Source organism: Actinomadura fibrosa (assembly GCF_900659615.1).
GTDB classification, from domain to species: Bacteria; Actinomycetota; Actinomycetes; order Streptosporangiales; family Streptosporangiaceae; genus Spirillospora; species Spirillospora fibrosa.
Genome location: NZ_CAACUY010000003.1, coordinates 100,857 through 113,657, shown reverse-complemented (window position 1 = coordinate 113,657; position 12,801 = coordinate 100,857). Strand labels below are relative to the sequence as shown.

Genomic DNA, 12,801 nt, shown 5'->3' with positions numbered 1-12,801 from the left:
GGACGCTCATCGCGCCCAGGGAGACTCAAGGCGGAGCAGCCGCGCCATCGTCCCGCCGAGGACGGACTTGGTCTCGTCATCGGTCAGGCCGAGCGCCTCGATCGCCGCGATCTCCTCCGCGGGATCGGTCATCGGCCAGTCCGAGCCGAACACGATCCGCTCCGCCCCGTGGTCGCGGATGAGGCGGCGCACGCGCTCCGGCCGCAGCAGCTTCAGGCTCGGCGGCCAGGAGGTCTCCAGCACGACGTCCGTGCCGCGCAGCGTCTCCTCGGCCTCGTCGAGGATCCGGTAGCCGCCGAAATGGCAGGCCACCAGCCGCAGCGCCGGGAACGTCCGCGCGATGTCGGCGATCATGCCGGGGTTGGACAGCGCGTTCGTCCGGGCGTCGCCGCCCGCACCGACGTGGGTGATGACGGCGATCTCGTCGCCGAACGCGTCGAAGATCTCCCACAGCCGGCGGTCGTCCAGCGCGAAGTTCTGGAACAGCGGGTGGACCTTGACCGCGGTGACGCCGTGCCGCCGCAGGCTTTCGAGGTTCTCCGCGACGGGCAGCTCGACGTGGACGGTGCCGAAGCCGATGTGCCGCCCGGTGGCGAGCCCGGCGACGAAGGCGTTGACGCGGTCGACGTGCCGGGCCTCGTTCGCGATGCCCAGGCAGCAGCTGACGGCGACGCCCGCCCGGTCCATCGTCGCGGTGAGACCGCCCACGGTGCCGTCGCCTCGCGCGGAGAGGCCGGGCACCCGGTTCCCGCCGAGCGCCGCCGCGGCGATCGCGTCGGGCCAGACATGGCTGTGCGCGTCTATGATCATGGTCGCCTCACAGTTTTCCGGACTCGCCGCCGTCCACCACGAAGATCGCGCCCGTGGTGAACGAGGACAGCGGGGACACGAGCAGGCAGGCCAGCGGGACGAGCTCGTCCGGTTCGGCGATCCGCCGAGCCGGGATCCTGGCGACGCGCCGCTCCAGCAGGTCGGGCGAGTCCAGGACGGCGCGCTGCGCGTCCGTCCGGAACGCCCCCGGCGCCAGGCAGTTGACCTGCACGTTCTTGGCCGCCCACTCGGCGGCGAGCGCCTCGGTCAGCCGGACCACCGCCCCCTTCGAGGCGGAGTAGCCGGCCAGGTGCGGCTTGCCGCGGACACCGGTCGTCGAGGCGACGTTCACGATGCGGCCCCCGCCCTGGGCGATCATGTGCCGCCCCGCGGCCTGCGCGAGCAGCATCGGCGCGATGACGTTGACCGCCATCGTCTCCTTCCACACGGCGGGGTCCTGGTCCGCGAACCTGCCCGCCGGCGCGATCCCGGCGTTGTTGACCAGGCCGTCGATGCGGCCGTGCCGGTCGACGACGCCGTCGGCGAGCCCGGCCACGGCCCGCTCGTCCCGCAGGTCGGCCTCGATCACCGAGATCCGGCCGCCGCCGCGCCCGGCCACCTCGTCCAGGGCGCCCTTCGAGCGTGCGGCGGCCACGACCCGGGCGCCCTCGGACGCGAGCCGCAACGCGATCGCGGCGCCCAGGCCCCGGCTCGCGCCGGTGACGAGCACGACGGCGTCCTTCAGTTCCAGGTCCATCAGGAGGCTCCCTTCGCCAGCCGGCGCGCCAGGGAGTCGAGGAGCACCTCGGTGGCCCCCTCGTAGACGCGCAGCGGGCGGGCGTTGCGGTAAAGGCGTTCGATCTTCGAGCCGCGCACCAGCCCGAAGCGGCCCATGATCTGCACGGAACGGTCGACGACCCGGCCCGCCGCCTCGGTGGCGCCCACCTTGGCGATCGAGGAGAGGTCGAGCCGCCCGCGCGGGTCGGACCGGGCGAGCGCGGCGGCCCGGTAGGTGAGCGCCCGCGCCGACTCGATCTCCGTCCAGGAGAGCGCCACGTTCTGCGACACCGCGCCCAGGGCGATGAGCGGCTCGCCGAACTGCTCGCGCGTCGTGACGTGCCGGAGCGCCTCGTCCAGGGCGGCCTGGGCGAGGCCGACCGCGGACCCGGCCACCGACACCCGGAACACGGCGAGCGTCGCCAGCATGAGCGAGAAGGCCCTGCGCGCGACGCCGAGCCGGTTGCCCTCCGGGACGACGACCCCGTCGAACTCCAGCTCCCCCAGGATGTGCGGTGCGATGAGGTCGGGCCCCCGGGTGATCGTCAGCCCCGGCGCATCGGCCGGGACGAGCACCATCGAGTGCCCGTCGCCCTCCCTGCCCAGCACGCAGTAGAAGTCGGCGGCCCCGCCGTTGGTGATGAACGACTTGCGCCCGGTGACGCGCAGGCCACCGGGGGCGCTCTCGATCACCGTCGTGACGGCGCGCAGGTCGGAGCCGACGCCCGGCTCGGTGAGCGCCAGGCCCGCGATGGCCTCCAGGGCCGCCACCCGGGGCAGCCATTCGCGGCGCAGCTCGTCGGTGCCGCCGACGGCCAGCGAGTAGCTGCCGACGCCCTGCATGCCGAACAGGGAGTCGAGATGCGCGGAGGAGTACATCAGCGCCTCGCGGATCACGGCGATCGTCAGCGGGTCGAGGGTCTCGCTCTCGCCGCCGAAGGCGGCGGGCACGACATGGCGGGCCAGGCCGGAGGCGCGCAGCGCCTCCAGCGCCCCCGGGTGCACGGACGTGCACGCGTCGGCCTCGTCGGCGAACTCCTCCACCGCGGCGGCGACGGAGTGCGCGGCCTTCTGGACCTCGCGGTGACCGGCATCGAGATCGAACATCTGTGGTCCTTCCAGGACGCGGAACGCGTCGGGGGGCGGGTCAACGGTCATCGGCGCTGGTCGAACCGTCGGCCGAGCAGCTCGGAGACGATGCGGATGCGCTGCATGGTGGGCGTCCCGCCCGCGATGGCCCAGCCGTGCGCGTCGCGGTGCAGCCGCTCGATCCCGTACTCCTCGGTGTAGCCGTTGCCGCCGTGCAGCTGCATGGCGAGGTCGGTGACGCGCTTGGCCATCTCGTTGGCCGCGCATTTGGCGAGTGAGGTGTGCAGCGGGTCCGGAAGGCCCGTCCCGGCTCCCGCGGCGGCGCGGTCGACCAGCAGTCGCGCCGACTCCACCTGCAGCAGCATGTCAGCGAGGGTCACCTGGACGGTCTGGAACTCCACCAGCGGCTTGCCGAACTGCTCCCGCTGCTGGACGTAGGCGCGGGTGGCGTCCAGTGCGGCCTGGCCGATCGCGAGGCTCATCGTGGAGTTGCCGAGCCGCTCGATGGAGAAGACCCCGAAGAGCTTGCCGAAGTCGCCGGCCGGCACCACGACGTTCTCGTCGGGCACCCGGACCCCGTCGAGGATCACGTCCGCCGACGGGATGCCGCGGAAGCCCATCAGCCGCTCGGGCGGACCGAAGCTCAGGCCGGGCATGCCCTTCTCGACCACGACGGCGCCGATGCCCTTGGCCCCGGGGGCGTCGCTCAGCCGGCAGTACAGCAGGTACTGGTCCGCTTCGCCTCCGTTGGAGATCCAGCGCTTGACGCCGTCGACGATGTAGCCGCCGCCGACGCGCTCGGCGCGGGTCCGCATGTCGGTGGCGGCCGAGCCCGCGTCCGGCTCGGAGATCGCGACCGCCATGGTCTTCTCGCCGCGGACGATGGCGGGCAGCCAGCGGGCCCGCTGCTCCTCCGTGCCGAGGTGGTTGACGACCTGCGCCGGGCCGGTGTTCGCCTCGAAGATCTGGAACGCGGCCGGCCGGCACACCTTGGCGAACTCCTCGATCACCGCCAGTACCTGCGGGAGCGGGGCGCCGGAGCCGCCGTAGCGCTCCGGCAGCGCGATGCCGAGGAAGCCGAGGTCTCCGAGGACGGCTCGCCGGGCGGCCGGGACCGGCGTCCGGGCCAGGTCCATCTCGGCGGCCAGGGGCTCGAACATCTCGGCCGCGACCTTGGCCGCCAGCTCGCGGATCTCCCGATGGTCGGCAAGGGCGGTCATGGCACCCGCCTCCTTCCTTCGTACGCGCTCCCCGAGGAGCACCAGCCATGGACTTAATATGCATATCATGATAATCAATAGCCATGCTTGGAGAACAGCGGACCGCCGATGCGGTGATCGTGGACGCGGTGCGCACCGCGGCGGGGCGCGGCCGCCCCGGCGGCGCGCTCGCCGGGGTGCATCCGGTCGATCTGCTGGCCCGGACGCTGCGCGGGCTGCTCGACCGGCAGGACTTCGATCCCGGCCTGGTCGACGACGTCCTGACCGGCTGCGTGTCGCAGGTGGGCGAGCAGTCGGCCACCCCGGGCCGGATGGCCTGGCTCGGCGCCGGGCTGCCGCCGCACGTGCCGGCCGCCACCATCGACCGCAAGTGCGGATCGGGGCAGCAGGCGCTGCACTTCGCCGCCCAGGCGATCAAGGCGGGCGACCAGGACGTGGTGATCGCCTGCGGCGTCGAATCCATGAGCAGGGTTCGGATGGGTTCGGCCCGGATGGACGCCGACCCCTACGGCTCCCAGGTGGCGGAGCGGTTCGCGCCGGGGCTGGTCTCGCAGGGCGTCGCCGCGGAACTGGTCGCGGCCCGCTGGAAGCTCGACCGGTCCGCGCTCGACGCGTACGCGGCCCGCTCCCACCGGCTGGCCGCGGCGGCGCGGGACTCCGGCGCCTTCGACCGCGAGATCGTCCCGGTCGACACGCCGGCGGGCCCGTTCCGCCGCGACGAGACGATCCGTCCGGACAGCACCGCGGAGACGCTCGGCAGGCTGAAGCCGGCCTTCGCGCGCGATGACATCGCGGCGCGCTTCCCGGAGATCGGATGGCACATCACCGCCGGGAACTCGTCCCAGATCACCGACGGAGCGGCCGCGGTGCTGCTCATGAGCGCCGCCCGGTGCGCGGAGCTCGGCCTGACGCCGCGGGCGCGCGTGCACGCGACGGCCGTGTGCGGCGACGACCCGCTGCTGATGCTGACCGCTCCGATCCCCGCCACGCACCGGATCCTCGGACGGTCCGCGCTGCGCCTCGACCAGATCGACCACATCGAGATCAACGAGGCGTTCGCCCCCGTCCCGCTGGCCTGGCTCGCGGAGTTTCCCGAGGCCGACCCGGCCCGGGTCAACCCGCGCGGCGGCGCCATCGCGCTCGGCCACCCGCTCGGCGCCTCCGGGGCCCGGCTCGCGACGACGATGCTGCACGCCCTGGAGGACGAGGGCGGCCGTTACGGCCTGCAACTGATGTGCGAGGCCGGCGGAATGGCCAACGCGACCATCATCGAACGCCTCTGAACACGACGGAAGGCAGAACATGGACGTCAACGGGACTTCCGCGGTCGTCACCGGCGGCGCGTCGGGACTCGGCGCCGCGACCGCGGCCCGGCTCGCGGAGCGCGGCGCGCATGTGGTGGTGCTCGACCTGCCCGAGTCCGCGGGCAAGACCGTCGCCGACGACATCGGCGGCACGTTCGCGGCGGCGGACGTCACCGACCCGGACGCCGTCGAGGCGGCGCTGGACTCCGCCGAGTCCGCGGCCCCGCTGCGGACGCTGGTGCACTGCGCCGGGCGCGGCGGCCCGGTCCGCCTGGTCGACCGGGAAGGGCGGCCGGGCTCGCTGGACGCCTACGAGCGGATCGTCCGGATCAACCTGATCGGCACCTTCAACGTGCTGCGGCTCGCCGCCGCGCGCATGGCCCGCAACGAGCCCGCCGGCGGCGAACGCGGCGTCTGCGTCCTCACCGCCTCGGTCGCCGCCTACGAGGGGCAGATCGGCCAGATCCCCTACGCCTCCGCGAAGGCCGGTGTCGTCGGGATGACGCTCGTCGCCGCGCGCGACCTGGCGTCCAAGCTGATCCGGGTGACCACCATCGCCCCGGGGCTGTTCGACACGCCCATCCTCGCGCGGCTGCCCGAGGAGGTCCGCGCGTCGCTCGGCCGGACGGTCCCGCACCCGAACCGGCTCGGCCTGCCCGCCGAGTACGCCTCCCTCGCCCTGCAGATCATCGAGAACCCGATGCTGAACGGCGAGACCATCCGCCTGGACGGCGCCCTGCGCATGGCCGCCCGCTGACGCACTCCGCCCGCTGACGCACTGAGGAGGACCGAACATGAACGAGCCCGAGCTCCTCGTCGAGGAGCATGGCCGGGTCCTGGTCCTGACGATGAACCGTCCCGCCGCGCGCAACGCCATGTCGCGCGGGCTCGCCTATCGGATCGCGGACGCGCTCGACGCACTGGACTCGCGGGCCGACCTCGCCGCCGGGGTGATCACCGGCGCGGGCGGCACCTTCTGCGCCGGCATGGACCTGAAGGGCTTCGCCCGCGGCGAGATCCCGATCGTGGAGGGACGCGGCTTCGCCGGCCTCGTCCGCCGCCCGCCGCGCAAACCCCTGATCGCCGCCGTCGAGGGATACGCCCTCGCGGGCGGCTTCGAGATCGTCCTGGCCTGCGATCTGGTGGTCGCCTCCCGCGAGGCGACGTTCGGGCTGCCCGAGACCAGGCGAGGCCTCACCGCCGCGGCCGGCGGACTGCTCCGGCTGCAACGGCGCATCCCCTACCACCTCGCGATGGAACTGGTCCTCACCGGTCGCATGTGGCCCGCCACCGACGCCGCCGAGGTCCATCTGGTCAACCGGCTCACCGCCCCGGGGCAGGCACTCGCCGGGGCGGTGGAGCTGGCCGCCGAGGTCGCGGCGAACGCGCCGCTGGCGCTGACGGCGTCGAAGCAGGTGCTGGTGGAGTCCGCCGACTGGCCGCTGGACGAGCAGTTCGACCGGCAGGAGCGGATCGTCGACCCGGTCCGGAGATCGGCCGACGCCAAGGAGGGCGCACTGGCGTTCGTGGAGAAGCGGGCCCCGCGCTGGACCGGCGCCTGAGCCCCGGCCGGGCAGGTCACTGCCAGCCGACGACCTCGTTCATGAGGGCGGGGTTGCGACGCTTGACGTAGGTGGCGTACTCCTGCATGTGCTCGCGCATCAGGGTCTCGGCCCGGTCGGCGTCGCCCGCCTGGATCGCCTCGGCGATCTCGGCGTGCGCCTGCCTGACCTTGGCTCGGCGCGCCTTGGGAAAGAACAGGCCGCTGACGCGCTCGTGGAAGATGTGGCCCAGGGACCCGCTGAAGAGATCCAGCATGCCGTTGCCCGACATCGATGCCACGAATCGATGGAAGTCGCCGCTGTGGCTCAGATATCCGCCGTCGTCGTCGAGCGGTGTGTCCTCGGCGATGGCGCCGAGCGCCTTCGCCATGTCGGCGTCACGGCGCTCGGCCGCCAGCCGGGCCATGACCGGCTCCATGACCAGGCGCGCCTCCATCAGCTCCCGGAAGGTCATCCGGCCCGCCTGGAAGTACAGCGTCGACATCCGGCCGAACATGGCCGCGCTGACCTCGGCGACGATGGGACCGCCCCGGGGCCCCGGCTTGATGGAGATCAGCCCGTGCACCTCCAGGATGCGCAGCGCCTCCCGGAGCGAGCCGCGTCCGACCCCGTACTCCTCGATCATCTGCGCCTCGGAGGGCAGCGGCGTCCCCGGCGGCAGATTCTCCGCGCCGATCTTGCGGACGATGTCCTGCGCGATCGCTTCGCCGACCTTCACCCCCCGCCTGACATGCGGCTGCGCCACCCTGAGCCCTCCTCGTATCAATGACAAACATCAGTATGGTCTACCCGCGGCGGCAGGACCACACGAACGGCCGCGAGGCGGTCCTTCCCGGCCACCCGAGCCTTACGCGGGCGCGGCGTCGGCAAGGCGGTGCCGCTCGGCCCGGCGCTCGCGCTGCCGGGCCGGGTCGGGGACGGGTGCGGCCAGGAGGAGGCGGCGGGTGTAGGGGTGCGCGGGGTCCTCGGTGACCTGCGCGGCCGTTCCGGTCTCCACGAACGCCCCCTTGTTGATCACGGCGACGCGGTGGCTGATATGGCGTACGACGGCCAGGTCGTGGGAGATGAACAGGTACGCGATCCCGAGCGTGTCCTGGATCTCGATCAGCAGGTCCAGGATCCTCGCCTGGGTGGACAGGTCCAGCGCGGACACCGGCTCGTCGCAGACAATGACGCGCGGCTCCAGGGACAGGGCGCGCGCGATGGCGATCCGCTGGCGCTGGCCCCCGGAGAACTCGCGCGGGTAGCGGCGGCCCGCGTCGGCGGGCAGCGCCACCCGGTCGAGCAGGTCGGCGACGCGCCTCGCGGCGGCACCGCGCTCCATGCCGTGCACGCGCAGCGGCTCGCTCAGGATGTCCTCGATGGTCATCGCCGGATTGAGCGAGGTGTAGGGGTCCTGGAAGACGACCTGGACCTCACGTGCGAGGCGTCGCCGGCGGCGCAGGTCGTCGATGGGGACGCCGTTCAGCACGATCGTCCCGGCGGAGGGGGCGACGAGGCCGAGCACGGCGCGTCCGATCGTGGTCTTGCCCGATCCCGACTCGCCGACGAGGCCGAACGTCTCCCCCGCGGCGATCCCGAAGGACACGCCGTGCAGCACCTCGACGGCCTTGCCGAACAGCCCGCGCCGGCCGAACCCGACGCGCAGGTCGCTGACCTTGAGTACCTCAGACATGCCGCAGTTCCTTGCGCGGTTCGCGTCCCTCCAGGGACGAGTCGAGCAGCATCTTCGTGTAGGGGTGGGAGGGCGAGGCGAAAATCTCGCCGACCGGACCCTCCTCGACGAGCCGGCCGTTCCGCATCACGGCGACCCGGTCGGCGATGTCGGCGACGACGCCGAAGTCGTGCGTCACCAGGATGATGCCCATCCGCCGCTCGCGCTGGAGATCGCGCAGCAGGTCGAGGACCTCGGCCTGGACGGTCACGTCCAGCGCGGTGGTCGGCTCGTCCGCGATGAGCAGGGACGGCTCGCAGGAGACCGCCCGCGCGATGAGGACGCGCTGCGCCATCCCGCCGGAGATCTCGTGCGGGTAGCTGCGGAACACCCGTTCCGGCTCGTTGATGCCGACCCGGGCGAGCAGCGCGAGCGCACGCCTTCTGGCTTCGGCGCGGCCGATGCGCAGGTTGACGACGAGGGGCTCGATCATCTGCGACCCGATGGTGAAGCAGGGATCAAGGTTGCTCATCGGCTCCTGCGGGATGTACGCCATCCGGGTGCCGCGCAGGGCCGCCAGCTTCTTGTCGGGCAGCGCGAGCAGGTCACTGCCGTCGAAATGGATGCCGCCCGCGGTGATCCGGCCCCCGGGGGCGAGCAGGCCGAGAATCGAGAAGGCCGTCTGCGTCTTGCCCGACCCGGACTCCCCGACGAGCGCGAGCACCTCTCCGGCCTCCACATGCAGGGTCACCTCGTCGATGATCCGCCGGCCGGGGTACTCGACGCGCAGGCCGTCGACGTCCAGGAGGTGACCCGGGTCGCTGCGCGTCCCGCCTGAGGAGGTGACCCGGCGGCGCCGCTCCACCGAGGGCGCCGCGTGGGCGGTCGCGTCCCGCAGCGCGTCACCGAGGCTGTTGAACGCCAGCACGGTGAGGATGAGGACGGCGCCGGTCGGCACCATCAGCCAGCCGTCGCGGTTGACGTACTTGGCGGCGTCGGCGATGCCCGACCCCCAGCTCGGGGCCGGCGGCTCCGGGCCGAGGCCGAGGAAGCCGAGGCCGGCCTGGATGAGCAGGGCGGAGCTGAGCGCGAGCGTGCTCTGGATCAGCAGCGGAGCGGTGATGTTGGGCAGGACGTGCCGGACGGCGATCCGCAGATGACCGAGGCCCGAGACGCGGGCGGCGTCCACGTACAGCTCGTTGCGCTTGCCTTCGGTGGTGGCGCGCGCCAGCCGGATGAAGGACGCGGACAGGATGACGCCGAGGGCGCCCATCGTGATGGTGAACGCCCGGCCGTACACCGCCACCACCGCGAGCAGGATCACGATGACGGGCAGCGACATCACGACCTCGGCGATCCGGCTGAGGACGGCGTCGACCACGCCGCCCCGGTATCCCGCCAGCATGCCGAGAGGCACCCCGATCGCCACCGCGACCAGCAGCGCCTCGCCGGCGCCGAGCAGGCTCACCGAGCCGCCGTGCATGATCCGGCTGAGGATGTCCCGGCCGAGGGAGTCGGTGCCGGCCCAGTAGGTGCCCGAGGGCATCGCGTAGGCATGGTCGATGTCCTGCTCCAGCGGGTCGTGCGGCGCCAGCCACGGCGCGAGGAAGCTGCCGATCACGACCAGCGCGATCCACCCGAGGCTGAGCGTTCCGCGGAGCGAGCCGATGACACGGCGGAGGTAGCCGCGCGGCCGGGACTCGGTGTTCATGCGCGCCTCGCCTTGGGGTTGAGCCAGACGGTCAGCAGGTCCACGATCAGGTTCACCGCGATGACCAGGCCCGTCGTGAGGACGATGACCGTGAGCAGCAGGGGCAGGTCCTTGCTGGTGACGGCGCCGAGCACGAGCTGGCCGAGCCCGTTGATGCCGAACACCTGCTCGACGATGACCGTGCTGCCCAGCAGGCCGATGAACTGGAACCCGACGGTGGTGGCGATCGGCGTCGAGGCGTTCCGGAGCGCGTGCTTGAGGACGATCGACCGCGTCGGGACACCGGTCGCGTACAGCGTGCGGATGTAGTCCTGGCCGAGTTCGTGGATGAGCGCGGCCCTGGTCTGCCGGCTGACCGTGGCCGTCCCGATCATCGCGACCGAGACGCTGGGCAGCGCGATCGACCGCAGCCACTCACCGGGGTCTTCGGTGAACGGGACGTACCCGACCGCCGGAAGCCACTTGAGGCCGAGCGCGAACACGAACACCAGGAGCACGCCCAGCCAGAAGCTGGGCACCGCCATGGCCACGCTCGACGCGGCCTGAAGGGACCGGTCGAGCCACCGGCCGCCGTTGGCGGCGGCCACGCCCACGAGGACGCCGACCACCACGCTGATGACGGTCGCGGCGATGGCGACCGACAGGGTGATCGGAAGCCGGGCGGTCACGTCGCCCACCGCGGAGCGGCCGGACTGCAGCGAGTCCCCGAAGTCGCCGCGCACCGCGCCCGCGAGCCAGTCGCCGTACTGGACGAGCAGGGGGCGGTCGTAGCCGAGCTGATGGTTGAGCGCGTCGACCTGCTGCTGCGAGGCTGCGTCCCCGAGGATGGTGCGCCCGGGCGATCCGGGGATCAGGTTGACGAGGTAGAAGGCGATCGTCGCGATCGCCCAGAGCATGGGGACGACGACGAGGATCCGCTTGCCGATGATCGTGAGCATGGCGACCGTGTCCCGGACCCCGTCAGCCGGCCGGCTGGAGTGCGTTGATCGAGGGCATCGGCTGGAGTGCGGTCATCTCCATCTTCTTGATCTTCTTGGTGTTGTAGAAGTAGAAGACGTCGACCACGTTCGTGACGATCATCGGGGACTCGGTCACGAACTGCCGTGACAGCTGCTTCAGCGTGGCCGCCTGCTGCGCGCCCTGCTGGCTCGCCGCCGTGGCCGCCAGCCTCTCGATCTCGGGCGACTCGACCTTGTACGGGTTGTACTTGGCGTTCTTCAGCAGCGCGTACTGGACGTCGAAGTAGTTGTCGGAGGCGTTGTAGAACCAGGCGTAGGCCGGGTTGTCGGTCTTGAACTTGGCCTCCAGGTAGGAGCCGAGCGGCAGATTGTTGATCTCCACCTTGATGCCGACGTCCTTGAGCTGGCTCGACACCGCCTGCACGTAGTCGTTCCAGTTGCTGTAGTCGGTGTTGACGAGCGGCAGGTCGAAGCCGTTCGGGTAGCCGGCGTCCGCGAGCAGCCGCCTGGCCTTGGCCGGGTCGTGCGGGTAGGCGTTGTCCAGGGACCCGTCGTGGCCCGGCGTGCCCGGCAGGAACAGCTGCGTGGACGGCGATCCCGGTCCCAGCACCTTCTGCAGGGCGGGGCGGTCGACGGCGTACTGCATCGCCTGCCGGACGCGGACGTCCTTCAGTGCCTTGACCTGGGTGCCGTTGCGGTCCTGGAGGTTCAGCGAGGCGAAGAAGCTCGGCTGCGACAGGACCTTGACGTCCGGCACGGTCTTGGCGGTGTCCAGCTGGTTGACGCTTCCGAGCGTCGCGTCGACCTGGCCGGAGCGGAGCGCGCTGAGCGCGGCCGTCATGTCCGGGATCACCTTGAGCACGAGCGTCTCGACGCCGACGGACTTGGCGTCCCAGTACTGGCGGTTCTTCGTGAAGGTGTAGTGGTCCCCGGGGACGGTCTTGGACTTGTCCAACGTGTAGGGACCGGCGCCGACCGGCTGCTGGTTCAGGGACTCCGGGGCGTCCAGCGCCTTGGGGCTGGCGACCATGCCCATGACCTGCTGGAAGGCGGCGGGCAGTGAGGGGTAGGGCTCCTTCAGGGTGATCTTCACCGTGTCGTCGTCGGACGCCGCGACGCTCTTCACCGCGGCGAGCTGGTCCGTCTTCGGCCCGACGACGGTCTTGGCGCGGTCCAGGTTCTTCTTCACGGCCGCCGCGTTGAGGGGTTCGCCGTCGCTGAACCGCACGCCCTGCCGGAGCGTCAGCTCGAAGTGCGTCGGGTCGGTGTACTTCCACGCCACGGCGAGCCCGGGCGCCGGACTCCCGTCCGGCCTGGTGTGGATCAGGGTGTCGTACACGGCCTGCTCGGCCTGCGACATCGGGCCCCAGTCGAAGGTGTACGGGTCCCACTTCTTCGGCGCCGCGGCGACGGCGAGTGTGACCGTCCCTCGGTCCGCGGCGGACGATCCGTCCCCGCAGGCGGTCAACGACAGGCTCGCCAGGCCGGCCACGACCGCCAGTGTCGCACTTCTCCGCATACGAACCTCCAGCTGAGGGGTGGGGCGGGGGGTCGCTCCTCGACGTGAGGTCATGCAATACCGTGCACGCACCCCGGGTCAAGAGATTCCTGCGATTGTTATGCATGAATTTGTCACGGCCGCGCAGGTTGCGACGTCGGCGCACCAGCGGACGCACAGCCTTCAGCCTCCCATCGAGGTGTTGACATCGGCTCGC

12 protein-coding genes are annotated in these 12,801 nt (G+C 71.8%); 3 read left to right on the top strand and 9 right to left on the bottom strand.

The annotated features are described in order from the left end of the window. Positions 1 to 6: 6 nt before the first annotated feature. The 4 genes from E1300_RS02315 to E1300_RS02300 are packed head-to-tail and all read right to left on the bottom strand — an operon-like array spanning position 7 to position 3,896. Positions 7 to 810, bottom strand: coding sequence for an amidohydrolase family protein (locus tag E1300_RS02315; protein WP_131755171.1), 804 nt, complete (start codon positions 808 to 810; stop codon positions 7 to 9). 7 nt (positions 811 to 817) lie between these two features. Next, entirely contained in the window at positions 818 to 1,567 is a 750-nt protein-coding gene (locus tag E1300_RS02310; RefSeq protein WP_131755170.1) for an SDR family NAD(P)-dependent oxidoreductase, read from the bottom strand. After that, entirely contained in the window at positions 1,567 to 2,694 is a 1,128-nt protein-coding gene (locus tag E1300_RS02305) for an acyl-CoA dehydrogenase family protein (protein ID WP_131755169.1), read from the bottom strand. Before E1300_RS02305 ends, E1300_RS02310 begins: the two co-directional genes overlap by 1 nt. A gap of 47 nt (positions 2,695 to 2,741) precedes the next feature. Then, a complete protein-coding gene (locus tag E1300_RS02300) occupies positions 2,742 to 3,896 on the bottom strand; it encodes an acyl-CoA dehydrogenase family protein (protein WP_131755168.1) in 1,155 nt (384 codons plus the stop codon). Between the two features lie 83 nt (positions 3,897 to 3,979). Here E1300_RS02300 and E1300_RS02295 point away from each other — a divergent pair, with 83 nt between their 5' ends. Genes E1300_RS02295 through E1300_RS02285 form a run of 3 tightly spaced genes read left to right on the top strand, consistent with a single transcriptional unit; the run spans position 3,980 to position 6,762 of the window. Next, on the top strand, positions 3,980 to 5,179 hold the full coding sequence (locus tag E1300_RS02295; RefSeq protein WP_131755167.1) for a thiolase family protein: 1,200 nt from the start codon (positions 3,980 to 3,982) through the stop codon (positions 5,177 to 5,179). Positions 5,180 to 5,198: 19 nt separating this feature from the next. After that, positions 5,199 to 5,957 carry an SDR family NAD(P)-dependent oxidoreductase gene (locus tag E1300_RS02290; RefSeq protein ID WP_131755166.1) on the top strand — a complete coding sequence of 253 codons (759 nt, stop codon included), beginning with the start codon at positions 5,199 to 5,201 and terminating at the stop codon, positions 5,955 to 5,957. 37 nt (positions 5,958 to 5,994) lie between these two features. Beyond that, a complete protein-coding gene (locus E1300_RS02285) occupies positions 5,995 to 6,762 on the top strand; it encodes a crotonase/enoyl-CoA hydratase family protein (RefSeq protein WP_131755165.1) in 768 nt (255 codons plus the stop codon). A gap of 16 nt (positions 6,763 to 6,778) precedes the next feature. On the opposite strand, the gene E1300_RS02280 is transcribed toward E1300_RS02285, so the two are convergent. The 5 genes from E1300_RS02280 to E1300_RS02260 form a co-directional block, all read right to left on the bottom strand. Then, positions 6,779 to 7,507 carry a FadR/GntR family transcriptional regulator gene (locus E1300_RS02280; protein ID WP_242618893.1) on the bottom strand — a complete coding sequence of 243 codons (729 nt, stop codon included), beginning with the start codon at positions 7,505 to 7,507 and terminating at the stop codon, positions 6,779 to 6,781. 102 nt (positions 7,508 to 7,609) lie between these two features. After that, positions 7,610 to 8,437, bottom strand: coding sequence for an ATP-binding cassette domain-containing protein (locus E1300_RS02275; protein ID WP_131755163.1), 828 nt, complete (start codon positions 8,435 to 8,437; stop codon positions 7,610 to 7,612). Beyond that, a complete protein-coding gene (locus E1300_RS02270; protein WP_131755162.1) occupies positions 8,430 to 10,127 on the bottom strand; it encodes a dipeptide/oligopeptide/nickel ABC transporter permease/ATP-binding protein in 1,698 nt (565 codons plus the stop codon). Before E1300_RS02270 ends, E1300_RS02275 begins: the two co-directional genes overlap by 8 nt. After that, on the bottom strand, positions 10,124 to 11,065 hold the full coding sequence (locus E1300_RS02265) for an ABC transporter permease (protein WP_131755161.1): 942 nt from the start codon (positions 11,063 to 11,065) through the stop codon (positions 10,124 to 10,126). The genes E1300_RS02270 and E1300_RS02265 overlap by 4 nt, the downstream gene beginning before the upstream one ends. A 22-nt stretch (positions 11,066 to 11,087) precedes the next feature. After that, positions 11,088 to 12,605, bottom strand: coding sequence for an ABC transporter substrate-binding protein (locus E1300_RS02260; RefSeq protein ID WP_165502640.1), 1,518 nt, complete (start codon positions 12,603 to 12,605; stop codon positions 11,088 to 11,090). Positions 12,606 to 12,801: the final 196 nt, after the last annotated feature.